Origin of the sequence: Thalassospira marina (genome assembly GCF_002844375.1) — a bacterium.
In the GTDB taxonomy this organism is placed as follows: domain Bacteria; phylum Pseudomonadota; class Alphaproteobacteria; order Rhodospirillales; family Thalassospiraceae; genus Thalassospira; species Thalassospira marina.
Window position 1 is genome coordinate 1,569,997 of the sequence record NZ_CP024199.1, and the last position, 23,562, is coordinate 1,593,558.

The 23,562-nt window shown below is 54.1% G+C and carries 18 protein-coding genes and 2 tRNA genes; 8 read left to right on the forward strand and 12 right to left on the reverse strand.

Features of this window, described 5'->3' with window-relative positions:
- Positions 1-159: 159 nt before the first annotated feature.
- The 3 genes from CSC3H3_RS07075 to CSC3H3_RS07085 all read right to left on the reverse strand — a co-directional run bounded on the left by CSC3H3_RS07075 (position 160) and on the right by CSC3H3_RS07085 (position 4,126).
- Entirely contained in the window at positions 160-1,266 is a 1,107-nt protein-coding gene (locus CSC3H3_RS07075) for a polyamine ABC transporter substrate-binding protein (protein WP_101284396.1), read from the reverse strand.
- Positions 1,267-1,431: 165 nt separating this feature from the next.
- Positions 1,432-2,535: a polyamine ABC transporter substrate-binding protein gene (locus CSC3H3_RS07080; RefSeq protein ID WP_101284397.1), complete on the reverse strand. Its 1,104-nt coding sequence runs from the start codon at positions 2,533-2,535 to the stop codon at positions 1,432-1,434.
- Positions 2,536-2,776: 241 nt separating this feature from the next.
- On the reverse strand, positions 2,777-4,126 hold the full coding sequence (locus CSC3H3_RS07085) for a glutamine synthetase family protein (protein WP_101268084.1): 1,350 nt from the start codon (positions 4,124-4,126) through the stop codon (positions 2,777-2,779).
- Between the two features lie 275 nt (positions 4,127-4,401).
- On the opposite strand from CSC3H3_RS07085, the gene dgcN reads away from it, so the two are divergent.
- The 3 genes from dgcN (at position 4,402) to CSC3H3_RS07100 (ending at position 7,900) form a co-directional block, all read left to right on the forward strand.
- Positions 4,402-5,406, forward strand: a complete 1,005-nt coding sequence (gene dgcN / locus CSC3H3_RS07090) for an N-acetyltransferase DgcN (protein WP_101267921.1) — start codon at positions 4,402-4,404, stop codon at positions 5,404-5,406.
- Position 5,407: 1 nt separating this feature from the next.
- Positions 5,408-6,394: an N-acetyl-D-Glu racemase DgcA gene (gene dgcA / locus CSC3H3_RS07095; protein WP_101284398.1), complete on the forward strand. Its 987-nt coding sequence runs from the start codon at positions 5,408-5,410 to the stop codon at positions 6,392-6,394.
- 351 nt (positions 6,395-6,745) lie between these two features.
- Positions 6,746-7,900 (forward strand): GGDEF domain-containing protein, encoded by a 1,155-nt coding sequence (locus CSC3H3_RS07100; protein WP_101284399.1) that lies wholly within the window; start codon positions 6,746-6,748, stop codon positions 7,898-7,900.
- 973 nt (positions 7,901-8,873) lie between these two features.
- Here CSC3H3_RS07100 and CSC3H3_RS07105 read toward each other — a convergent pair.
- Positions 8,874-9,467, reverse strand: coding sequence for a GNAT family N-acetyltransferase (locus tag CSC3H3_RS07105; protein WP_101267913.1), 594 nt, complete (start codon positions 9,465-9,467; stop codon positions 8,874-8,876).
- Entirely contained in the window at positions 9,464-10,333 is an 870-nt protein-coding gene (locus CSC3H3_RS07110) for an N-formylglutamate amidohydrolase (RefSeq protein WP_101284400.1), read from the reverse strand. The genes CSC3H3_RS07105 and CSC3H3_RS07110 overlap by 4 nt, the downstream gene beginning before the upstream one ends.
- A 207-nt stretch (positions 10,334-10,540) precedes the next feature.
- Between CSC3H3_RS07110 and CSC3H3_RS07115 the strand changes: the two genes are divergently transcribed.
- The 3 genes from CSC3H3_RS07115 to CSC3H3_RS07125 all read left to right on the forward strand — a co-directional run bounded on the left by CSC3H3_RS07115 (position 10,541) and on the right by CSC3H3_RS07125 (position 11,159).
- Positions 10,541-10,617 (forward strand) — tRNA-Val (locus CSC3H3_RS07115).
- Between the two features lie 15 nt (positions 10,618-10,632).
- Positions 10,633-10,709, forward strand: a tRNA-Val gene (locus CSC3H3_RS07120).
- 189 nt (positions 10,710-10,898) lie between these two features.
- Entirely contained in the window at positions 10,899-11,159 is a 261-nt protein-coding gene (locus tag CSC3H3_RS07125; RefSeq protein WP_101267909.1) for a SemiSWEET transporter, read from the forward strand.
- A gap of 151 nt (positions 11,160-11,310) precedes the next feature.
- On the opposite strand, the gene CSC3H3_RS07130 is transcribed toward CSC3H3_RS07125, so the two are convergent.
- Entirely contained in the window at positions 11,311-11,784 is a 474-nt protein-coding gene (locus tag CSC3H3_RS07130) for a nuclear transport factor 2 family protein (RefSeq protein WP_101284401.1), read from the reverse strand.
- On the reverse strand, positions 11,781-12,350 hold the full coding sequence (locus CSC3H3_RS07135) for a nuclear transport factor 2 family protein (RefSeq protein WP_101284402.1): 570 nt from the start codon (positions 12,348-12,350) through the stop codon (positions 11,781-11,783). The genes CSC3H3_RS07130 and CSC3H3_RS07135 overlap by 4 nt, the downstream gene beginning before the upstream one ends.
- Before the next feature lie 196 nt (positions 12,351-12,546).
- On the opposite strand from CSC3H3_RS07135, the gene CSC3H3_RS07140 reads away from it, so the two are divergent.
- Positions 12,547-13,467, forward strand: a complete 921-nt coding sequence (locus tag CSC3H3_RS07140; RefSeq protein ID WP_101284403.1) for a LysR family transcriptional regulator — start codon at positions 12,547-12,549, stop codon at positions 13,465-13,467.
- A gap of 9 nt (positions 13,468-13,476) precedes the next feature.
- On the opposite strand, the gene CSC3H3_RS07145 is transcribed toward CSC3H3_RS07140, so the two are convergent.
- The 5 genes from CSC3H3_RS07145 to CSC3H3_RS07165 form a co-directional block, all read right to left on the reverse strand.
- On the reverse strand, positions 13,477-13,788 hold the full coding sequence (locus tag CSC3H3_RS07145) for a Dabb family protein (protein WP_101284404.1): 312 nt from the start codon (positions 13,786-13,788) through the stop codon (positions 13,477-13,479).
- An 88-nt stretch (positions 13,789-13,876) separates the two neighbouring features.
- On the reverse strand, positions 13,877-15,025 hold the full coding sequence (locus tag CSC3H3_RS07150) for an ABC transporter permease (RefSeq protein WP_101267902.1): 1,149 nt from the start codon (positions 15,023-15,025) through the stop codon (positions 13,877-13,879).
- Position 15,026: 1 nt separating this feature from the next.
- Positions 15,027-17,939 (reverse strand): ribosome-associated ATPase/putative transporter RbbA, encoded by a 2,913-nt coding sequence (gene rbbA / locus CSC3H3_RS07155; RefSeq protein ID WP_101284405.1) that lies wholly within the window; start codon positions 17,937-17,939, stop codon positions 15,027-15,029.
- The gene (locus CSC3H3_RS07160) at positions 17,936-18,991 is read right to left on the reverse strand and encodes an HlyD family secretion protein (RefSeq protein WP_101284406.1); all 1,056 of its coding nucleotides are present in this window, start codon (positions 18,989-18,991) and stop codon (positions 17,936-17,938) included. The genes rbbA and CSC3H3_RS07160 overlap by 4 nt, the downstream gene beginning before the upstream one ends.
- 267 nt (positions 18,992-19,258) lie before the next feature.
- Positions 19,259-22,267 carry an FAD-binding and (Fe-S)-binding domain-containing protein gene (locus tag CSC3H3_RS07165; RefSeq protein WP_101286141.1) on the reverse strand — a complete coding sequence of 1,003 codons (3,009 nt, stop codon included), beginning with the start codon at positions 22,265-22,267 and terminating at the stop codon, positions 19,259-19,261.
- 173 nt (positions 22,268-22,440) lie between these two features.
- On the opposite strand from CSC3H3_RS07165, the gene CSC3H3_RS07170 reads away from it, so the two are divergent.
- A complete protein-coding gene (locus tag CSC3H3_RS07170; RefSeq protein ID WP_101284407.1) occupies positions 22,441-23,466 on the forward strand; it encodes a LysR family transcriptional regulator in 1,026 nt (341 codons plus the stop codon).
- Positions 23,467-23,562 lie beyond the last annotated feature (96 nt).

Genomic DNA, 23,562 nt, shown 5'->3' on the forward strand with positions numbered 1-23,562 from the left:
TTCAGTAATTGAGCAATTTTTGCTTCACGTTGTGGCATTGATCTGTGTGCTGCTTTGTCATGTGAAAGCAAGGCTTCGCAATTGCAGCACGAGTCATAAACAAAACAAGGCGCGGGGGATGCCGCGCCTTGCTTTTTTAGTCTTTACCCGAAAACAGGCTTACTGGCCGGTTTTGAGTTTGGTCCACAAACGGGTGCGTTCACGCAGCAGTTTGGGCCCAGGCTCGACCTTGGCGCGCAGTTTTGCTTTTACCTCGTCAGACGGGTAAATGCCGGGGTTATTCTTGATTTCGTCATCAATATATTCCATGGCGGACAGGTTCGGGCCGGCATAGGTCACATAGTTGGTGATCGAGGCACTGACCTTGGCATCGAGGACATAATTGATGAATTTATGTGCCAGCTCGGCATGCGGTGCATCGGCCGGGATCAGCATGGTATCAAACCAGATCAGGGTGCCTTCCTTCGGGATCACGTAATTGATGTGAACGCCGTTATCGGCTTCATCGGCACGGTCACGCGCCATGAAAACGTCGCCGGAAAAGCCGACAGATACGCAGACATTGCCGTTGGCAAGGTCGTTAATATATTGCGAGCTGTTGAAATAGGTGATGAAGGGACGAACCTTTTCAAGCTGGCCCATCGCGGCTTCGATGGTTTCCTTGCTTTGCGGTTTGTCACCATTACCCAGATAGAAATTGACCGGATCAACCATTTCGCCCGGATCATCAAGCAGGGTGACGCCGCATTTTGACAGCGGTTCAGCATATTTCGGATCGAAAATAAGCGCCCAGCTATCGGTCGGGGCATCATCGCCCAGAATTTCTTTAACCTTGTCGATATTGTAGCCATAACCGTTGGTGCCCCACATATAGGGAACGGCATAGGCATTATCGGGGTCGTATTTTGCGGTCTGGGCCAGAATGGCCGGGTCCAGGTTTTTGTAATTCGGAAGCTTGGATTTATCGAGCTTCTGGAAAATGTTGGCCTGGATCAGGCGCTGGGCATCAGCAAGGGTCGGCACCACGATATCATAGCCGGAATGGCCCGCCAGCAGTTTGGCTTCGACAACCTGGTTGCTGTCATACACATCGTAATTGACCTTGACGCCATATTCCTTTTCGAAATTGGCGACGGTATCTTCGGCGATGTAATCCGACCAGTTATAGATATTCAATACATCCTCGGCCGATGCCATGGTCGCATGGGCCGAAACGGCTGCGACCAGCGCAATCAGGCTGGTGGTGCATTTTTTCAGTGACGACATGTCGCTGTGCCTCCCTTATTGACAGCGTTAAGACAAGCAAACGGGGCAAAGGACCCCGACAGGCTTTCTTCTATCCTTTAAACCGTTCGGGGATTTGTCAAATACAAGATATCGCCGTGGCGACAATTTTCTGTTTTGCAAATCCCCGTGCGTAACAAAATGGCGTTACTGACCGGTTTTAAGTTTGGTCCAAAGACGGGTGCGGGTTCGTAGAACCTTCTGGCCCGGTTCGACCTTGGAACGCAGGCGTTCCTTGACTTCGTCAGACGGATAAACACCCGGATTGTTCTTGATGCGATCTTCGATCATGTCCATCGCGGCCAGGTTTGGCCCGGCATATTCGACATAATTCGTGATCGCGGCACTGACATCACCGCGCAGGATGTAATTGATGAATTTCAGCGCCAGATCGGGATGCGGTGCATCGGCGGGAATCATCATGGTATCAAACCAGATCAGCGTGCCTTCCTTGGGAATGATGTATTTGATCTCATTCCCGTTATCGGCTTCAGCCGCGCGTGATGCTGCCATGTAGACATCACCGGACCAGCCAATGGCGGCACAGATATTTCCGTTGGCAAGATCGTTGATATATTGCGAACTGTGGAAATAGGTGATGTAGGGGCGAACCTTTTCAAGTGTTGCCATCGCGGCTTCGACGGTTTCATTGCTTTGCGGTTCGTCGGCAGTGCCAAGATAGGCGCTGACCAGCGGGACAATCTCGCTGGGGTCATCGAGCATGGTCAGTCCGCATTTGCCCAGTGCCTCGGCATATTTGGGGTCAAATACCAGTGACCAGCTATCAAGTGGGGCCTCATCGCCCAGGACTTCCTTGATTTTGGCAACGTTATAGCCAATGCCGTTGGTCCCCCAAAGATAGGGCACGGCATAAGTATTGTCCGGGTCATATTTGGCTGTTTGCGCCAGAATGGCCGGGTCGAGGTTTTTGTAGTTCGTCAGTTTGGATTTATCGAGCTTGTGAAACAGCCCCGCCTTGATCAGCCTTTCGGCGTCAGCAAGGGTCGGAACCACAAGATCATACCCCGAATTGCCCGCCAGCAATTTGGCTTCGACCATCTGGGTGCTGTCATAAACGTCGTAATTGACCTTAACGCCGAATTCCTTTTCGAAATTCGCAACTGTGTCTTCGGCAATATAATCCGACCAGTTGTAAATATTTAAAACTTCCTGTGCCGATGCAGCGCCCGTAAATCCGGCAAGGCCGGTGGCAAATGCGATCAGGCTGATGGTTTTTTTATTTGCTTTCATTGTGCGGTGCCTCCCTCGTGGCAACGTCATTTATCATGGGGGCCTCCCTGTTCCACCCATGCCTGCGATAATCCTGAAACGTTTCAGGGCTTTGTCAAATACAAGATTAAGTTGCCGCTGCTTTTTCGAATGTTTTGCGGTTTTGGCACTAATTGGTGCAAAAAAATTGCGCCGGAACAGTGTATTCCGGCGCAATCAGGCGTTAGTCGGGATTTAGCAAAAAATCCCTGTTTCAGACAGATCAGACATTGAGGAGCAGGTGCTCACGCTCCCAGGCGCTGATCACGGTCTGATAGGCATCCCATTCGGCTTCTTTAACGGCAAGAACGGCTGCCGAAAATTCATCGCCCAGCAGGTCCTTGAGCGGACGTGAGCGGCTGAATTTTGCCAAAGCTTCGTGGATATGACGGGGCAGGGAATGCGCCCGGTCATAGCCCGAGCCTTCGATTGGCGTGGTCGGGTCGATTTCTTCCTGAATGCCGAGAAGACCACAGGCAAGCGACGCCGCAATTGCCAGATAGGGGTTGGCATCGGCGCCGGGAATGCGGTTTTCGATGCGGCGTGCGCTGGGCGGACCATTTGGCTGGCGCAGGCCGACCGTACGGTTATCCAGTGCCCAGTGCATATTGATCGGCGCATCCGACCATGGCTGCAAACGGCGATAGCTGTTCATATTGGGTGCCAGAAGCGGCATGGCTGCGGGCAGGTAACGCTGCAGACCACCAATATAGTTCAGGAACAGCTTGGAATTTTCGCCATCTTCATCGGAAAACAGGTTTTTGCCGGTGTCGATATCGATCAGGCTCTGATGGATATGCATGGCGCTGCCGGGCAGGTTGCCCATCGGCTTGGCCATAAAGGTGCCATAGACCCCGTGCTTTAATGCCGTTTCACGCAAAGTGCGTTTAAACAGGAACGACTGGTCTGCTAGTTCCAGCGGTGTTCCGTGGTTAAAGTTCATTTCAAGCTGGGCCGGGCCCGATTCGTGGCTCATGGTATCGGCATCGATATTCATGGCCTCGCAATAATCGTACAGGTCTTCGATCAGCGGGTCGAATTCGTTAATTGCATCGATGCCAAAGGCGTTTGATGCACGTTCCGGCCGGCCCGAACGGCCCACAGGCGGTTCCAGCGGGTTGTCGGGGTCGGTGTTTTTGGCGACCAGATAAAATTCAAGTTCCGGGGCGATGATTGGACGCATGCCCAGGTTTTCGAACTGTTTGAGAACGCGTTTAAGAACATTGCGCGGGGAAATCGAAACTTCCTCGCCGGAAAAATGGTAACAATCACAAATGATCTGCGCGGTCGGCTCTTCATACCAGGGAACAACGCGGATGGTTTCGGCATCGGGCACCATCACCACGTCTTTTTCGGCCGGGTCGAGAAAGGCGTCCGTTTCTTCGGGGTATCCCCCGGTGACAGTCAGGCAGAAAATTGCCTCGGGAATCGCCAGGCTTTTGTTTTCCACGCCACGCAAAAACTTTTGCGTAGGCAGAACCTTGCCGCGTGCCACCCCTGACATGTCAGGTACAATGCATTCAACTTCTTCAATTTTTCGTTCGGATAGCCACGTTTTGAGATCCGTACTCATCATAAGTCGGGCGCTTTCACGCCAGTCCTTCATAATTGCAGTTTATTGCTTTTTTGCCGGTTTTTGCCGGTATCCTTTGCAAGAAACTGTGTTTAAGTTGGCAGATGGTCGAATGAATTTCGGTTTATCGTAATATTTTCCGAATTTACTGCGAACATCTAACGATATAGCCGAATATGACCCAACACTTGATCTGGCAGGAATGGCCCCATTCGCGCTATAGTCGCTGCCAGATTATAAGTTCAGCGCTTGGACGCTGGTCAAGGAGGTAAAGAATGAAAATCGAACATCCCTATCTTATGTTTCTTGGCGATGCCCCGGATGAGCTGGCGGCAAAGACCGCAATTGGCATCAAACAGTGGCGCCCGGAATGGTGCAAAGGCCAGCTTCGCCTGGAAAACTGCAATGCCGACCTTGGCCTGCCGGACATGACCATTGCCGAAGCCCGTGAAGCCGGTGTGAAAACCCTGGTTCTGGGTGTTGCCAACCGTGGTGGCATTATTGGCCCGGTCTGGATGGAAACCCTGCTTGCGGCCATTGATGCCGGCATGGATATCGCCAACGGCCTGCATACCAAACTTTCGACGATCCCCGAGCTGGCCGAAGCGGCTGCTGCCAAGGGTGTATCGCTGTTTGATGTGCGCCATTTCGAAGGCAAGCTGCCGGTTGGCAGTGGCGAAAAGCGCAGCGGCAAGCGTGTTCTTGCTGTTGGTACCGATTGCTCGGTCGGGAAGATGTACACCGCCCTGGCGATTGAAGCCGAAATGAAACAGCGCGGCATCAAATCAACATTCCGCGCTACCGGCCAGACCGGCATTTTCATTGCTGGCGAAGGCATTTCGGTTGATGCCGTGATTTCGGATTTCATTTCCGGTGCGGTTGAAACCATTGCACCGGCCAATGACCCGGACCACTGGGACGTTGTTGAAGGGCAGGGCAGCCTGTTCCATGCGTCTTATGCTGGTGTGTCGATGGGCCTTCTGCATGGTGCGCAGGCGGATGCCATTGTTGTGTGCCATGAGCCGACCCGTACCCACATGCGCGGCCTGCCAGGTTATTCCCTGCCGGATCTGAAAACGACGCTGGAAGTTAACCTGATGCATGCCCGCCTGACCAACCCGGATTGCGTGGTTGCCGGTTTTGCCATCAATACCAAGGCTCTTGATGATGCCGCAGCAACCAAGCTGATGGCTGATATTGCCGAAGAATTCGGCCTGCCGTGTGTTGACCCGGTTCGCAACGGCGTTGCGCCGATCGTTGACAAGCTGCAGGAGATCTGATGTGCCGAAATTAAGCGTCACATCTGAAATCTGGCCATTGCGGACGGCTTTTAAAATTTCCCGTGGGGCAAAAACCCAGGCGGAAGTTGTGGTTGTCACGCTTAGCGATGGTGAATTTACCGGGCGTGGGGAATGCGTTCCCTATGCCCGTTACGGCGAATCCATTGACCAGGTTATGGCCGATATCAACGCACAGGCCGATGCACTGGAGCGTGGCATGACCCGTGCCGAATTGCAGGATGCCATGAAGGCTGGTGCGGCGCGCAATGCCGTTGACTGTGCCTATTGGGATCTGGAAGCAAAACGGTTTGGCCGCCGCGTTTGGGAATTGCCGGGGCTTGAAGCACCGGCACCCACGGGCCTTGTAACGGCTGAAACGCTTAGCCTGGATACGCCCGATGCCATGCGCGAAGCGGCAAAAAAGGCTGCTTCGGCGCCGCTTTTGAAGCTGAAGCTGAATGGTGAAAACGTTATCGAATCCGTGCGGGCTGTGCGTGAAGGTGCGCCGGAATCGCGTTTGATTGTTGATGCCAATGAAGCCTGGTCGATCGAGCTTCTGCGCGATATCGGTGCGGAGCTTGATGCACTGGGTGTCGAGATGATCGAACAGCCTCTTCCAGCCGGAAGTGATGACGGGCTGGTTGATATTGATTGTCCTGTTTTGCTGTGTGCGGACGAATCGGTTCATACGGTGGCCGATATTCCGCGTTTGGCACGGCTTTATGACATGATCAACATCAAGATCGACAAAACCGGTGGCCTGACCGGCGCGCTGGAGCTTGCTGATGCCGCCCTGGATGCCGGGATGCAATTGATGGTCGGCTGCATGGTCGGAACGTCGCTTGCGATGGCACCGGCAATGGTGGTGGCTGCACGGGCGCGTATCGTCGATCTCGATGGTCCGTTATGGATGGCAAAGGATCGTGAAAACGGTATCGACTTTGACAAGGGTGTCATGTCGCTTCCTGATGCAGCCCTTTGGGGCTAATTCCTGACCCGAGGTTGCTGGGTGCGGGTAAATGGTATTTATTCGATAAAGGGGCAATTACTGAATTGTCCCTTTATCTTTTATTGCAATACTTGGTAAAATTTTCGGTGAATTGACATTTTATATTCATAAAAATTCATAAAACTGGCGCGAAAGTTAGTTTTATTACGAATTTGCTGCTCTTATGGATAGTTGTCATTTGATCGTTAAGGGGTAAGGATACCTTTGATTTTCCGGGGCGCTGGATGCTCCTGATTGAAATAGGTGACGGAGCCCTGGGTGCCAGCCACGAATTCTCCTTTAGCATCATTTCTGAGGGGGCGGTTGCGATGTGATTGTCGCGACCTGCTTGTGCCTTTTTTCCATAATGATGCGTTAAGGCTGCGGCGTGCGGAAATCCTGCGTCATACGGGGCGTCTGGCAGCGGCTTTTGTGCTGCTTTATCTGTTTTGCGCCCCATTCTGGGATGGGTCCTACACCACGCTTTTCACGGCAAGCCCGCAAAATGTTTCCCGTCTTGTTGTTGCGTTGATCGCTGTCTGGATTGTGCTGGACGGGCGTGTTGGCGCACGGCTGCGCCGCAAGGTGCCCCTGTTGCCCTTTGGGTTGCTGATGCTGTCGGTAGGCGGGCTTTTTGCACTTTCGCTGATGAGCCCGTTTGCATCGGGTACAGCGGCCATGACCCATGGGTTGCTGATGCTGGCGATGGGCATGTTGCTGGCCGCCATGCCGTTATCCCTGCTGGAGGTTTGCGCCTTTATAGCCATTCCGGCCGCACTGGATGTTTCGGGGCTGTTGCCCGATAGCAGCGGGGCGATTGATGCCGGGGTGATGTCAACGCGGGTGCTGTTTTTCGTCATGACAATGACGGCAGCACTTTCCGCCCTGTTGCAGCTTTATCGCACCATCATCAACATCCAGCAGATTGCCCAGGACCCGTTAACCGGTGCCTATAGCCGTGGTTTCGGGTCTGAAATGCTGTTTTTGGGGTTCGAGGCGGCCCGCCGTGGCTGTCGCCCCTTTTCGATTGCGTTTGTCGATCTGGATAATTTCAAACAGGTGAATGACCAGTTCGGGCATGATCGCGGCGATCGCATTTTGGCCCATAGTGGTGCCAGCCTGATTGCCGGTTTACGGCGTGGTGATGTTGTGGTGCGCTGGGGGGGCGAGGAATTTCTGGTTTTGCTGCCCGGTTTGACAACAGCACAGGCGCGCGAAGTGATGCGGCGTGTGGTGGAGAACGGGCTGGCTGACCTTCCCAACGGCGCGCGTCAGCAATGCAGTGTTGGTATTGCCGAACGTATCGAGGATAAAATCGAAGAACCCCATTCCCTTGTCGATCTTGCTGATCAGCGTATGTATGAAATCAAAAAAGATCAGGAAACCGATGGTGTTGGCACCGCCAAAATGATGGCGGCCCAGCCCGTGCGCCCTAGCGGCACAAGTGCCACGGTTATCCTTCATCCTGCCTGCGATGCTTCGCTTTCTGCCGGAACTGTCTCCTGAGCCTGTTCTGCGGGGACTGTGCGAGATTTTTGGCTGGCGATTACTGATCCAAATACCTGCTGTTTTATTCCCGCCGGACCTGTTGAGTGCCTGGCTTTTTTATGTGCGTTTCCTGTTTTTTTGAGTGGGTGGCTGAAAGCTGGGATTCGCGGGCTTATTCTGTGTGTGGAATGGTAGCCGGGAAAAGACCCTGACCCATCAGCAGGTTGTTGCGATGCAGCGTTGTTCTGCCGCCGTGATATGGCTGTTGGTCGGACCAGCTTGGCATGTGAACTGCTTATATCGGGGGCGCTGCGGTGGGCGGATTGTTGGCAAAGCAGGCGAGGGCTGGGGGCTTTTCCCGTTTCGGCAGCTTGTACCAGCGTGGATGATCATCAGGTGCCGTTCGCAAGGATAGGTTTGATGGCGCTGTTTCAGGATTTGACGCGAAAACGGGATGGCGTTTGCTGAAATCATGTGTTGGTTAAGCGAATCTGGGGCCTGAAATCTTCGTTTTGGGTCAGGAATGGCGGCAGATTCGAAAAAATAATGGATTTTGCGGGATCGATTCGAGGTCGATTCCCGGGCATTTCGACCATCGACCTATGCTTTGGTGCCAAATTTTGGGGCATTGGTGGACTGAAAAAGTGTCAGTCCTGTGAAATTTTGATCAAAAAAGCAGCACAAATTTTAATGATAAAAAAATAGACAGAAACATGTTGCAACGCGGCGGTGATCTGGGTATTGTCTATTTGTGCGCTGCGGTAGGACGCAGTGCATTCCGGCGAGCGACTAGTTCGCTCGTTTCTTGGACGTTTCCTCCCTAGACTTGGGCCGCTGTCATAGGCGGCCTTTTTTTTGTCTGGAATCTGCGGGTTTTGAGCCTTTCCAGATCATCCCCGTAATATATGCAGCCAAAAAAGATGCCCGGAAAAATCCGGGCAGCAATTTGTGCGATGCAATGTAACTATCGGTAAAACAGGGATTTGTCGCTTTATGATACCTGTTTCGTGATCGCTTCTTTGGTTGGATCATGTTCGGGGGCGGTGCCATCGCCATCGCCCAGACCGCGCTGCATGATCACGCTATCCACCCAGCGGCCCAGTTTGTAGCCAGCCGATTGCAGTGTGCCGGCAACGCGAAAGCCCAGCCTTGCATGCAGCCCGATAGAAGCAACATTGGCAGAATCGCCAATCACCGCGACCAATTGCCGATAGCCCAGGGCTGTGCAGCGCGTGATCAGTTCCGATAGCAGGGCGCGACCGGCACCTTTGCCGACAATTTCCGGGGCGATATAGATCGTATCTTCGACCGTGAAGCGATAGGCCGGGCGCGGGCGATAGGCACCGGCATAGGCGAATCCTTCGACATTGCCGTTAATTTCAGCAACCAGATAGGGCAGGCCGCGTTCGCGCACATGTTGCCAGCGTGCCGTCAGTTCGGCGATTTCCGGTGCACGTTCTTCGAATGAGGCAAGGCCATGCAAAACATGATGGCCATAAATTTCGGTAATGCGGGCGAAGTCATCGGGCCGGGCATCACGAATTAAAAGATCGCCCAGTTTTTGGTCAGGGGTGGCGGCAGTCATTCCAGGGGGCTCCCGTCAAACTGATGGAATTGTTCGATAAGGCTGCTCATCTGGTCGCGCAGGATTGTGAAACCACGGTGTGGTGTCAGGGTTTCTTCTTCCATATAGAGGGCGCGGTTGATTTCGATTTGCAGGGTATGGACATTCTGGTCGGGCTGGCCGTAATGACGGGTACAATAGCCGCCAGCATAGGGGTCATTATAGGCGGGCTGATAGCCCATATCGCGGAAGCATTCGCCCACAAAGCGCGTTAGCGCAGGATGGCAGGACCGCCCATAACAATCGCCCAAAACCAGATCGACATGGTTTTGGGATGAATCGGTCGAATCGCCCGGCATGGAATGGCAATCGATCAGAATGCAAAAGCCAAACAGGTCGCGCGTGGTATCGATCAGCTTTTGCAGGGCGCTGTGATAGGGCGTGTAATAGGTTTCAATACGTTGCAGGGCCTCGGCCACAGGCAGGCGCGATTTATAAATTTCCACACCACCACTGACGACACGGGGAATCGACCCCAGGCCTGAAAGTGCGCGCATGGAATGAATATCGGCGTGTTCCGGCAGGTCGCCATCAAACATGCGGGGGTCAAGCTCCAGCGCACCGCGATTCACATCGACATAGGCGCGCGGAAAATTGGCACATAGCAGCGGTGCGCCAGCCTGGGGGGCGGCGGCAAACAGCCGGTCAACAAAGGCATCCTCGGATGCGCGCAGGGCAAAGGCATCGATTCGGGCGCGTGACACCAGATCATCGGGGTAAGCACGGCCGGAATGCGGCGACGCAAAGACCACAGGAAGGGTCTGGCGTTGCGGTAAAAACACGGTGGCCGGGGTGCTGGCACTTTGATCAGGTGGCATCAGGTTCATATGGCTTTCGTCGCGCAGGCTATTTGGGGCACCTCATGCGGTGCGGTGAAGCGTCGCATTGTCTTATCATGAAGATTTTTTGGCAAAAAGCCAAATGGGGGGTTGCACCTTTGCAAGCCTTGGGCTAAATACCGCTGCGCCGCAGGGAACAACACCGGAGCATTCCGGGGGCGACACCATATTGCGGCAAACGGAAGATGGCAAGATGGGCCTATAGCTCAGTTGGTTAGAGCGTTCGCTTGACATGCGAGAGGTCACAAGTTCGAGTCTTGTTAGGCCCACCATCTTCGCACATATAAGGGCCTATAGCTCAGTTGGTTAGAGCGTTCGCTTGACATGCGAGAGGTCACAAGTTCGAGTCTTGTTAGGCCCACCATTCCAACCCCGCCCGCAGGCGGGGTTTTGTGCGTCTGGGGCAAATTTTTGCCAAAGACCGATTCTCAAGACGCTGTTTTTGTTTGTCTTTCCTAAAATTTATCAATTGAATTTTTTCTGGCTTGAAAGCGCTCTAATTGTGTGTTGAATGCATTCAAGTAACGTTTGCTTTTGTACGAAGGAGCATGCAATGGGGGTACCCTTTGAAACGGTGTTGGGGCTTATTGCCGGGTCGTTGACCACGCTTGCCTTTTTGCCGCAGGTTTTGCGAACCTGGCGTACCCGTTCCACAGCCGATATTTCGCTGGGCATGTTTCTGGTGCTGTGTACCGGCATCGCATTGTGGTTCGTTTACGGGCTGATCAATGGCGACTGGCCAGTGATCATTTCCAACGGGCTGACCTTCCTGCTGGCATCGACCATTCTGGGCTTTAAACTGCGTCACGGGTGATTGCCGGGCAGTGATGTGGTGGCCGATTTGGGCTGTGCTGTTGCATGCCGTGATGGTGGAATCACAAAGGGCGATGTGACCCATGGTCAAACCGCCCTTTATGTTGCCCGTGTCGATGCTGTGATTGTGGTTGTTGTTTTAAGCGCGTTGATCAGTGTTTTTGGGGCGGCTTGATGCGGCCTTCTAGAGGAGCGTATGAATCGTCAAACAGGGCGATCATTTTTCCCGTATCGTAATATCCCCAGATTTCGCTGATTTTTTCGTCCCGTATGCGAAAGACCCAGCAGTAATCCATGCTGAAATCAGCGCCGTTTATGCCAACCCCTTCGCGTGATTGAAAACGGGCACAGGCCATATCGGCCTCTGTCATGATCATGATCGGGGATAATTGCGGGCGCCGGGCAATGCGGGCATGCAACCTTTCGAGAACTTGGGTGATATAGGTTTGTTTGCCTTCATACCGCCCGGCAATGGGCGATACACCCATGGCATTAAAAACAACATCATCATGCAGGGCGTGGAGAAAGCCCTGTCCCCAGCCTTCATGTGACAGGGTGGCAAAAAGCCGTTCCAGGAATTGCCGGTTTGTTGTCGCCAGGTCCTGTTTGTGTGCCGTTGCTGTCATGACGATGCGCCGTCATCGGTGGCGTTTTGCTGTGTCGTACCTGTCAGGTCTTCAAGGCCACGGCGTAACAGGTTGCGCGGTATGTCGCTGCCGTCAATGGGCAGCAATGTGCGTTTGGCAATCATCCAGCGGCCATTATGGCGTTCAAGTTCCCAGCGATTGGCAACCGCCCGATGAATGCGATAGCCCTGCGACGTGCCATGATTGGCAAGTTCACGCGGGGTGCCTTCGTGGTCCAGATGCACGATCATAAGATAGGATGTGACAACAGCCTGATCGCCGCGCAAATCGATCAGGGGCAGGCCGGTAAAATGGGCCAGCCCGCCCTGAATGGCTTCTTCATGTTCGGGGCGTTTGATGAAACCGGCAATTTCGGCAACGCCCGATGCGCCGTTAAGGTTTGGTCCGCGGTCAAAAACACCATTTTCCATATATACCGTTTCGGTATAGGCCGCATGGCCGGTATCGGCACTGGGCGGGTGTGATGCCAGCAATTCATAAATTGCCAGTTTGTCTTCAATAATGCGCAACCGGGTTTCAAGGTTGGAGACGTCACCGTTTTGCATGGGGTGCCTTTCGGTATGTTTGGCCCGGCATATTTGCCAGCCATTCGTGGGGTGATGCCTGACGGTATCGATAACCGGGCGCGCGCGATAATACTTTTGCAGTTGACAGTGATGCCGCTGCGGCATCACCTATCGCGATATTGTACCAGACGATGTTAAAGGCCGATCAAAGCCGGGTGACAAAGCAGGACAGCAGATGGACCTTCGCAAGCTGAGATATTTTTTAACGGTGGTAGAAGCCGGTGGCTTTCGCCGTGCTGCCGAGGTACTTAACATCGCCCAGCCGACCCTGACGCGGCAAATTCAGGCATTGGAGGCTGAACTGGGCGCGCCTTTGCTGGTGCGCGGGCCAACTGGCGTTGCGCCCACCGGGCAGGGGACTGCAATTGTCGATGAAATACGCGAGATTTTGGCGCGCATTGATGCGTTGCCGGGCCTTGTCGCCCCTGCTGCTGCCCGGCTGTGCTGTGATATTCGCCTTGGCCTGCCATCGGCGCTGGCGGATGTTTTGTTTGGCACGCTGATTGAACGGGTACATGCGAAACACCCGGGAATTCACATTATTTGCCAGGAAGGGGCGGCAGGCCTGATTGAAAATGTTGAAAACGGGGTGTTGGACCTGGCAGTGGTCAGCGTGACGTCGCTAAAGGCGAAATATCAGTGTGACCTTGAATATCTGACAGAGGAACAGGATTACCTGATTGCATTGCCCGATCATTGCCCGAAAGATTCCAGCATGTCGATTACCGATATGCTGGAACAGCCCCTGATCCTGACACCGCAACCCAATGCAAGGCGGCAAAATCTGGAACAGTTGGCGCGTAAAAATGGTGTCGCCCTGAAGGTGGTGGCGGAGGCGGCAACCATGTCTGCGCAGTTAAACCTTGTTTTGCGGGGGTTGGGGGCGGCGGTGTTACCGCGCAGTGTTGCGCGCCTGATGCAGCGTGATGGTCAGGTAAAGGCCGTTGCGGTTACCGGTTTGCTGTCATGGCGGGCAATGTTAAGCACCCGGGAATGCCGCAACCCTGCCGCAGCAAAGGCCGTTGCCCATGAATTGCGGCAGATATTCCTGGCATATGATCAGCAAACCGGTAGCAATGCCGATATTATGGGTTAACCCTGCCCATCAGCCAATTTTCAGATCAAACACGACAAGGCCTTTCAGGCCACCTTCGGCAAGGCCAACCAGCTCGGCCCCCAGTGCTTTGTGATCGGGCAGAACAAGGTATTCATCGCGTGCGGCTTCATCGACAAAATCGATGCAAATGGCATGGTTAAAACCCTGTTCCAACCCTTCGGGGCTGATGGACGGGCTGGCATCAAAGTCGCGCATGCCCGGAAGCTGGCTGCGCAGGTCGGCAAGGCGGTCAAACAGGCTTTGGATGGTTTCAGCGCTGACATCGGATTTGAAATTGACCAATACGATATGGCGGATCATGGGACAGGGTTCCTTTATGATCGGATGCTGTGATGTGAATGATCGTAATGTGGTCGAAAAACAGCAAGATGCCAGCCATATAACGCGATCATGTGCGCATCACGGCAATGGATTTGCGAAACCGGAAGGCGGCAAAGGCGAAAAACAGGCCGCCGATACCCGCCACCATGGCAAATTCCGGCCAGACAATATCCAGCCCGGCACCGCGATAAAGGATTGATTGGGCGATTTTGACGTAATGGGTGGATGGCACAAATTCCATGATCCATTGCATAAGTTGCGGCTGGCTTTCCGTTGGGGTGTAACCGCCGGAAAGCAGGCGCATGGGCAACACCACCAGCATGAACAGCAACCCGAATTGCGGCATGGATTGCGCCAGTGTGGCAAGGAAAATGCCCAGTGCGGTGGCAAAAAACAGATACAGCATGGTGCCAAACAAAAACAGGGCTTCGGACCCGGCGATAGGCACCTGCAGCAGAAGTTCAACCACAAAAGCCAGCGAAAACCCCGATGCCACCAGAATGATCAACCCGTTTGCCCAGACCTTTGCCATCATGATTTCAAAGGGGGCCAGCGGCATGACCAGCAAATGTTCGATCGTGCCATGTTCGCGTTCGCGAATAAGGGCTGCGCCAGCCAGAATGATCGACAGCATGGTAACGTTATTGATGATTTCCATAACGCTGGTAAACCACGAGCTTTCGGCATTGGGATTGAAGGCATAGCGCAATACCAGATTGACAGGTGATTGCGCCGTTTCCCCGCTTGCCTGGGTTTTACCCCCGATCCATGTGCGAATTTCCTGATTGAAAATATTGGTAATATAGCTTTCGCCAATGCCCGCCTGCATCATGGCGGTGGCATCGATATTCAGCTGGATATCGGGCCTGTGCCCGGCAATGACATCGGCTTCAAAATCGGTCGGGATGACCAGCACAAAGGTATATTCCCCGCCATCCATCACCGGGTCGATCTGGCTGTAACCGATCAGGGCCGGTTCCTTGAAATAGGGTTTTTCAAACGCATCCTGAATGCGGGTTGAAAGCTGTGATCTGTCCTGGTCGACAATGGCGATGGAGGCATTGTGCAAATCATGGGACAGCCCGGTTGCCGCGGTATAAATGGCAAAGGAAAAGGCCCAGATGATCAGCGCGATCAGCACCATATCCTGACGCAGGCTGAACAGTTCCTTGATGCCCAGCCGGTAGATATTTTCAATGCGGTTGCCAAGTTTCATGTCATCGCTCCTGCCGGGGAAGAAGCAGCATTGAAAGGCCGGTCAGGGCCGGGAAAAACAGCGCCAGAATGAAAAATTGCGGATAAAGCTGCATAAAACCCAATGCCTTGGTGAAAACACCCACACTGATTGTCATGAAATGCGATGTCGGAATGATCATGGAAAGGATGCGTGGTGGTCCTTCCAGCGATGATATGGGCTGCATCATGCCGGAAAACATGACAGACGGGATCATGGTGGCGATGGCCGTGCCAAACAGCGCGGCGATCTGGGTTTTCGTGAAAGATGAAATCAGCAGGCCAAGCCCGGTTGTGGAAACCACAAACAAAAATGCCCCCAGCAGCAGGGCCAGAAAACTGCCCTTGATTGGCACGCCAAACACAACAATCGCCATAAAGGTCATCAGGGCAAAATTTGTCATGCCCAGCGCGATATAGGGCAACTGTTTGCCAAACAGAAATTCAAACCGGCTGACCGGCGTTACATACAGGTTGGTGATGGAACCCAGTTCCTTTTCACGTACCACGCCAACTGCCATCAAAACCGCCGGGATAAACATCAGCAGCAGGGCGATGACGGACGGGACAATGGCGTAAATGCTTTTGAAGTCCTGGTTGTAGCGATAGCGCGACTGGATGCTGGCTGGAAGCGGCGTCATTTCATTGCCGGTTTCGCGCATGGTGTTATCGATGACGTAATTCTGGTGAATACCCTGCACATAGCCATGAATGGTTTCGGCGCGAAATGGCATGGTGCCATCAACTGTTGCGGCCAGTTCCGGCATACGGCCCTGTTGCAGTTTTCGGCCAAAATTGGGGGGGATTTCGACAACCAGTGCCAGTTCGCCGCTTTTGATGCGCCGTTCCATTTCATCATAACTGGTTAGCGGTGCTTTTTCGGTGAAATAGCGTGAACCCGCCAAACCTTCCAGATAGGTGCGGCTTTCGGGGGTCTGGTCCCGGTCCAGTGCGGCATAGGTCAGGTTTTCAACATCAAAGGTAATACCAAGGCCAAAAACCGGCATCAGGATCAGCGTACCCAAAAGGGCAAAAACCAGCCGGATGGGATCGCGGATCAGGCCCATGGCCTCGCGCAGGCTATAGGCCCACAGGCGACGCGGGCTAAACCCCGGAACGGCCTTTTCGGCGGCATCGGCCATGGCATCAAACTGCGTCTGGTCTTCACCAATTTCTGGTGATGTGCCGATATCGGCAAGGGATGCGGTGGTGCCATTGTGGCTTTCGGCGGCGGGCGCCGCTTTTTTATCCTGCTCGCCCGTGGCTTCTTTCAGATAGGCGGTGAAGGCTTCTTCAAGGGTTTTTGTGCCGCGCTTTTCCACCAGGGCATCGGGTGTGTCGCTATCAAGGACCTGACCGGCATGCATCAGCGAAATACGGTCACACCGGGCGGCTTCATTCATGAAATGGGTGGAAATAAATATCGTCACGCCCTGCTTGCGTGACAGATCAATCAGCAATTTCCAGAAATCATCCCGCGCGATCGGGTCCACGCCCGATGTGGGTTCATCTAAAATCAGAATTTCCGGCGAATGAATGATGGCAACCGCCAGCGACAGGCGCTGCCTTACGCCCAATGGCAGTTTTTCAGCCAGATCATCCATGTAATGCGTTAGCCCGAATTGCCCGGAAAGTTCATCGATGCGGGCTGTAACCTTGTCTTTGGGCAGGTGGAACAGCCTGGCGTGAAGGTCAAGGTTCTGGCGGACTGTCAGTTCGGAATAAAGCGAAAATGCCTGCGACATATAACCGACCCGTTCGCGCATTTGAAGGTCGTTGCCGTTAGATGGTTCGCCAAACAGCCAGGCCTTGCCCTCGGATGCGGGAAGCAGCCCGGTCAGCATTTTCATGGTCGTGGTTTTGCCGCAGCCGTTAGACCCCAGAAAACCAAATATTTCGCCCTTTTCAATGCGAAAACTGACATGGTCCACAGCAGTAAAATCGCCAAACCGGCGGGTTAGGTCTTCGGCCTCGATGGCGGGTTTGTCACCGCTTTGCGGGCGTGGGGGAATAACCAGTTCCTGGTGGTCTTTGCGCTGGTCTTCGGGCAGCAGGGCAATAAAGGCGGCTTCGAGGTTTTTGGTGCCTGTGCTTTCCAGCAATTGTTGCGCGCTGCCCTGCGCAAGGATGACGCCATCATTCATGGCGATTAAATGATCAAACCGGCTGGCTTCATCCATATAGGCGGTGGCAACAAGTACCGTCATATTCTGGCGTGACTGGCGGATATCGTTGATCAGATCCCAGAATTGCTGGCGCGAAAGCGGGTCTACCCCGGTTGTCGGTTCATCAAGGATCAGAATATCCGGGTCATGAATAAGCGCGCAGCACAGGCCCAGTTTTTGTTTCATCCCGCCCGAAAGGTTGCCTGCCGGGCGTTTGGTAAAGGGGGCAAGGCCGGTCGCTGTTACCAGCCTGTCAATCCGGTGCGCACGTTCCGATTTTTTTTGACCAAACAGGCGTCCAAAAAATTCCAGATTTTCGCGAACCGTCAGGTCCATATAAAGGTTTTTGCCCAAACCCTGCGGCATATAGGCAATACGCGGCGACGTTTTAGACCGCTGGCGGGCATTGCGCATATCCCCGCCCAGTGTGGTGACATCACCATATTGTACTTCGCGGGCACCGGCAATAAGCCCCAGAAGCGTTGATTTCCCAACGCCATCGGGACCAATAAAACCGTAAATTTTCCCGGCTGATAATGTCAGGTCAATGTCGGTTAATGCGCGGGCTTTACCATAAATATGCGATAGCGCCCGAACGGTAACAGCAGGGCGTTTGCCATCGCCGTTCCCGTTCCCGTTCTCTTTGCCATTCCCGGGTTTTCTGCCTGCACCGGGCGGGGCCGGGGGGATGGGCCCGTCATTGCCCGGGATATTGTCCTGCGGGCTGGTCATTTGCCCGTGGTTCCGTTTGTCGTTGCTGTGCCGGTTTGTTCATGGTCACCGGTATCAACGGTGCCGGCACCTTCGGGCAGATGGACATGTAACCGGTCGGGCCAGCCGCTGTTGGATGCCAGCATGATATAGGCTTCACCGGGCAGGCCGGTTTTGACTTTTTCGATATGGGCTTCGAGCAGGTCCGAACTGATGCGGATTTTAACCCGGAACATCAGCTTTTCGCGTTCGGTGCGGGTTTCAACCTCGCGCGGGGTGAATTGCGCATTATCGGCCACAAACGAAACCGTGGCCGGAATAACAAAATCCGGTGCGGCATCAAGGACGATACGGGCTTCATTGCCAACATAGGCAAGGCCCGCCTGTGATGTCGGCAGGAAAACCGTCATGTAAACATCGGTCAGGTCAAGCAGGGTGACAACCTTGCCACCGGCGGCCAAAACTTCACCCGGTTCGGCCAGGCGATATTGCACGCGGCCAGCGCGGGGGGCGGTTAAAACCGAATCATCAATTTGTACCTGAATGCGGGCAACTTCGGCGCCTGCTGCCTCGACTGCGCGTTCAGCACTGGTTTGGCGGGCCTTGGCGGCTTCCAGGCGGGCAAGGGCGATGTCGCGGTCTGCCTCGCGCTGGTCAACCTGTTCGCGGGCGATGTTGTTGTTCTTGATCAGTTTTTGTGCGCGTTCCAACTGCTGCTTTGCAAGGCGCAATTCACTTTCCCGTTGGACAATTTCGGCCTTTGATTCTGGCACGGCTTCTTTGGCGCGGGCTTCTTCGGCCATGGCCTGGGCCAGCTGGGCGTCAAGTTCGGATGTATCCATTTTTGCCAGTACATCACCGGCTTCCACCCTGTCGCCTTCATCGACCAGCACTTCTGAAACCCGGCCGGCATATTTGGTGGCAACATGGATTTCTTCGGCCTCGATCCGGCCATTACCGGATGCAATATAGTCTGGCAAATCATCCTGGTTTTGCAGCCAGGCATAATATCCGCCCCCCGCAACGATAATCAGAACGGCCAGAACAATAAGGACGGGGCGCAGGGTTTTCATTGCAGGCAGGCTCCGGGTTGAAAACGGGTGGACCTTACAGGTTTTTTCGCAATGCGGAATATTAGGATACTATGGTATTTCTTCTTTGCCAGTAAGACGGGCAATTTTTGGGAATAATTTTAACTAGCGTATTTCCCAGGTCAAAGTCGTTGATCTGGAACAAAGCTGATATTTCAGCATCTTGCAGGGCAACAATGGCAAAAAAAGGCCCGCGAAAATGCGCGGGCCTTTGATGGGATGCGGGCAGGAATTTGTTATTTCTGGTTGTCAGAGCAGGCGTGCCAGATATTCCGCCGGGCTTTGCGGGCGCGTGCCTTCATATCGTTTAACCTGGCAACGGCAGGAAAACCCGGTGACCAGCATGTTATCAATGCCGGTATTTTCGGCTTTTTTCTGCCAGCTCATGTCATAAAGGCGGCGTGAATTTTCGGCATTGGCGGTTTCATGGCCGTAAACGCCCGCCATGCCGCAACAGCCGGTTTTTTCGGTTGCCAGTTTAATGCCAAAGGCATCAAAGATTTTTTGCCATTTTACGGCAACATCGGGGATCGATGTTTTTTCGGTGCAATGGGGGAACAGGGTTGGCATTGCATTCCTGTTCAAAGTGGCGGTAATTTGCGGTGGTGTTAAGCGGCCATTGCGAATTTCGCTTTCCAGCCATTCATGAAACAGGTTAACGCGGTAATCGGGCCGATCATTCAGGCGTTGGGCATATTCCTGGCGGTAGGTCAGTGTCACGCTGGGTTCCACGCCAATCAACGGAATGCCAAATTGCGCCAGTTCGCCGTAAACGGCATCGTTTTCACGTGCCTGTTTATCAAACTGTTTCAAAAAGCCCTTCACATGCTGGGCCTTGCCATTGGGGCGATAGGGCGGGATGAAAACCTGATAGCCCAGTTTCATCAGCAAATCGACATGGCCCAAGATTGCATCGACATCATAGTGGGTTGTGAAGCAATCCTGAATTAACAGCACAGATTTAACCCGTTCGGCATCGCCAAGGCGCGCCAGTTGGGCGGTATTAAAAGGCGCAATGCCACGTTCGCGAAGGGCCGCTGCCAGCTTTTTGGTGCTGGATTTGGGCAGGTCATGCAAACCGGCAAAGCGTGAAAATGCCCATTTCACCGGCGGCAGGGCCTGCATGGTGTTAAACAGGGCCGGGGCCTTTGCCGTTAAGGGGGCCAGGCGTTCCAGCCGGGCGATCACATAGTCCTTTAACGGGCGGGGATAACGCGCGTGATATGCGGCTAAAAACCGCGATTTCATTTCGGGAATGTCCACCTTTACCGGGCATTGCCCCGCACATGCTTTGCATGACAGGCAGCCATTCATGGCATCATACACATCGTGGGAGAAATCACGGGCATTGGCAAAGGCCAGTTCCGGGGCCTCCGCACTGGTACCAACGCTGATCTGGCGGATCCATTCGCGCACCATGCCTGCGCGGCCCTTGGGTGAATGCACCCGGTCGCGTGTTGCCTTATAGGACGGGCACATGGCATCGAATTCGTCATAGTTAAAGCAGGCCCCGTTGCCGTTACAGCGGGTGGCATTCAAATATTCGTCCTTCAGCCCGGCTTCAATCTGGCGGTCAAGCTGGCCGCGCATGGGGGCTTCGTCGATGGGCGTAATCGGTAAATCCATGCCATAGGGCGATGCAATTTTGCCAGGGTTCAACTGCCCTTCGGGGTCAAATTCCTTTTTAATGCGGCGCAGAACGTCATAAAGCTCCGGCCCGAAATAAACCGGGGAAAATTCACCGCGAAATCCCTTGCCGTGTTCGCCCCAGATCAGGCCGTTATATTTTTTGGTCAGCTCCACCACCCCGTCGGACACGCGGCGCAGGCGAATTTCATCTTCCTCGTCACACATATCAAGCAACGGGCGCACATGCAGGCAGCCTACATCGACATGGCCGAACATGCCGTAATCCAGGCCTTCCTTGTCCAGAAGGGCGCGGAATTCGGCAATAAAATCAGCCAGGTTTTCAGGCGGAACGGCGGTATCTTCAACAAAGGGCGTGGCGCGGCGTTTGCCTTCAAGGTTGCCCAAAAGCCCAACGGCCTTTGACCGGATCGACCAGATTGCCGCCATTTGTGCTGCATCTGTTGCGACAACCGACCCGATGGGGGCATTGGCTTCGTTCGGGTTATCGGCCAGATATTGCGCCAGTTGGCGCTGTTTTTCGGCCAGTTCATCCGGGTTGTCGGTGGCAAATTCAACCACGTTAAAGCCACGCGTCGGGATGGTTGCCCCTTCGGTGCCCAGAAGTTTTGCCAGCAAATGCCAGCTTTCATCCTGTTCGGCGAGCTTCATGACCTTGTCATCGATGCTTTCAATCGCGACGGGGTCAAAGGCGACAAGCCGCCCGACATGGCGCAGTGCATCGTCAAAGCTGGCATAGCGAACGACGGTTAGCGCCTTGTATTTCGGCAGGGGGATGACGCGAAAGGTAATTTCCTTGGTCAGGCCCAGGCTGCCTTCGGCGCCAGCAATCAGGAAGCTCAGGTTGCTGGCGCCATCATCGGCCACGGCTTCTTTCAGGTTATACCCGGTCAGGCCGCGGTTCATTTCCGGGAAGGTGGATTTGATCTGGTCGCGGCGGGGTAAAATTTCGTCGATGATTTTGCGATAAACACCGCCAATGCGGGTTTTCTGCGCGGCCTCGATGGCGGTTTGTTCGGCATCCAGGGCGGATGTGACAAAATCACTGCCATCGACCAGAACCGTCGTCATTTTTTCGATGTAATGGCTGGTTTTGCCATAAATCCGCGACCCTTTGCCCGAACTGTCCGACCCGATCATGCCACCAACGGTGGCGCGGTTGGCAGTTGATACGTTGGGCGGAAAGAAATAGCCATGCGGTTTAAGCCAGCGGTTAAGCTGTTCTAACACAACACCGGGTTCCACACGGACAAGGCCGGTTTTGGCATCAAATTCCAGAATGTTGTTCAGGTATTTTGACGTATCGACAATCACGGTATTGTTGAGCGACTGCCCGTTGGTGCCCGTACCACCCCCGCGCGGTGTGATTTTGACCTTGCGAAATTCAGCCCGGCCCGCAAGCTCCATAATAACATTGATGTCGTCGCGTTCGCGGGGCTGCAACACTGCACGCGGCATCACCTGATAAACGCTGTTATCGGTCGCGTGGATCAGGCGGGTGGGGAAATCGGCATGGATTTCGCCGCGATATTTGCCTTCACGCTCCAGCGTTTTCAAAAAAGCCAGGGTCAGGTCATCAAGGCTGCGATCAGGGGTGAGCTTCGGGATCATGCGGGTCTCTGTGATGGTCTTTATGCGGGAATATGCGCGAACGGGGCCGTCACCGGCGGGCGTTTGCCGGTAAAATTTCGTTGCTGCCATTCAACCGGATTATGATTGATTGCACAAATCGAAAATTCTGAATTATTATTCGATACCACAAAATAATAAGGCGGAATATTCGGATGTTGTCGTCGGTCAGTTTGCGTCACTTGCGGGCTTTTATTGCGGTGGCTGAAAGCGGGTCTTTTACCCGGGCGGCAAATATGCTGGGCTTAACGCCGCCAACCCTGACGGCAACTATTCGTCAGTTTGAAGATATTATCGGCATGCCATTGTTTGACCGCACAACCCGGCAGGTGGCACTAAGTGCTGGTGGTGCGCGGTTTTTGCCGGTGGCACGCCGCCTGATTGCTGATTTTGAAATCGCGCTTGAGGACCTTGATGCCCAGTCCAAAGGGCTGGGGGGCAAAGTGGTAGTCGCTGCGGCACCATCGGTTTTAACCCGCATTTTACCACAAATCATTGTGGCATTTAATGCGGCCCATCCCGATGCCATCCTGCGACTTGATGAAATGAATGCTGGTGAAGTCCACGAAGCCGTTGCCAAGGGCGAGGTGGATTTTGGCATTGCAGGCGATTGGCGGCCGCTGCCAGATATCGATTTTCAGCCCCTGTTTAGCGACCATCTGGGCGTTGTCTGCCGCCATGACCATGCGCTGGCAAGCCGCAAACAGGTTTTGTGGCATGAACTGGCCGATTACCCGTTTGTTGGTTTGGGGCCAGAATCCGGCACGGGGGCGATATTGTCGCAACTGGGCGGGCCGGATGGGGGCGGGGATATGCGGGCTGCACCGGCTGGCCAGCACGATGATGATGTGCCGTTATTACCGAACAACGCAGGCCCCAATGGCCGCCAGAACGCGGTTTTACGGCCCGTCGTTGAAACATCCAACACGGTAACACTGTGTGCGATGGTGGCAGCGGGTATTGGCATTACCATCCTGCCCGAACTTGCCGCACGGGTGGATGCCAGCCGTGATCTGGTTTTTGTGCCTTTGGGTAACCCGGTACGTGAACGCCATATCGGTGTTATTCGGCGCAAAAGCCGCAGCCTGTCGCCCATCGCGCGGATATTTCTGGAACTGGTGCTGGAACAGGCACCAGCCATTCCGCTTGCGGCGCAATTGCGCTGGCACCTGACGCGATAAAACCTTTATTGGCCGCCCCCTTGCGAATTGTTTTGAACGACTACAGTTAAGAAGGATGCTATCTTCGCAGTTGCAGCATTGCTTTGACCAGCAAGG

Excerpts from the sequence above, each read along its gene's own strand:
- CSC3H3_RS07075 (WP_101284396.1), bottom strand. The coding sequence starts at position 1,266 with ATGTCGTCACTGAAAAAATGCACCACCAGCCTGATTGCGCTGGTCGCA.
- CSC3H3_RS07080 (WP_101284397.1), bottom strand. The coding sequence starts at position 2,535 with ATGAAAGCAAATAAAAAAACCATCAGCCTGATCGCATTTGCCACCGGC.
- CSC3H3_RS07085 (WP_101268084.1), bottom strand. The coding sequence starts at position 4,126 with ATGAGTACGGATCTCAAAACGTGGCTATCCGAACGAAAAATTGAAGAA.
- dgcN (WP_101267921.1), top strand. The coding sequence starts at position 4,402 with ATGAAAATCGAACATCCCTATCTTATGTTTCTTGGCGATGCCCCGGAT.
- CSC3H3_RS07105 (WP_101267913.1), bottom strand. The coding sequence starts at position 9,467 with ATGACTGCCGCCACCCCTGACCAAAAACTGGGCGATCTTTTAATTCGT.
- CSC3H3_RS07110 (WP_101284400.1), bottom strand. The coding sequence starts at position 10,333 with ATGAACCTGATGCCACCTGATCAAAGTGCCAGCACCCCGGCCACCGTG.
- CSC3H3_RS07125 (WP_101267909.1), top strand. The coding sequence starts at position 10,899 with ATGGGGGTACCCTTTGAAACGGTGTTGGGGCTTATTGCCGGGTCGTTG.
- CSC3H3_RS07130 (WP_101284401.1), bottom strand. The coding sequence starts at position 11,784 with ATGACAGCAACGGCACACAAACAGGACCTGGCGACAACAAACCGGCAA.
- CSC3H3_RS07135 (WP_101284402.1), bottom strand. The coding sequence starts at position 12,350 with ATGCAAAACGGTGACGTCTCCAACCTTGAAACCCGGTTGCGCATTATT.
- CSC3H3_RS07140 (WP_101284403.1), top strand. The coding sequence starts at position 12,547 with ATGGACCTTCGCAAGCTGAGATATTTTTTAACGGTGGTAGAAGCCGGT.
- CSC3H3_RS07145 (WP_101284404.1), bottom strand. The coding sequence starts at position 13,788 with ATGATCCGCCATATCGTATTGGTCAATTTCAAATCCGATGTCAGCGCT.
- CSC3H3_RS07150 (WP_101267902.1), bottom strand. The coding sequence starts at position 15,025 with ATGAAACTTGGCAACCGCATTGAAAATATCTACCGGCTGGGCATCAAG.
- rbbA (WP_101284405.1), bottom strand. The coding sequence starts at position 17,939 with ATGACCAGCCCGCAGGACAATATCCCGGGCAATGACGGGCCCATCCCC.
- CSC3H3_RS07160 (WP_101284406.1), bottom strand. The coding sequence starts at position 18,991 with ATGAAAACCCTGCGCCCCGTCCTTATTGTTCTGGCCGTTCTGATTATC.
- CSC3H3_RS07165 (WP_101286141.1), bottom strand. The coding sequence starts at position 22,267 with ATGATCCCGAAGCTCACCCCTGATCGCAGCCTTGATGACCTGACCCTG.
- CSC3H3_RS07170 (WP_101284407.1), top strand. The coding sequence starts at position 22,441 with ATGTTGTCGTCGGTCAGTTTGCGTCACTTGCGGGCTTTTATTGCGGTG.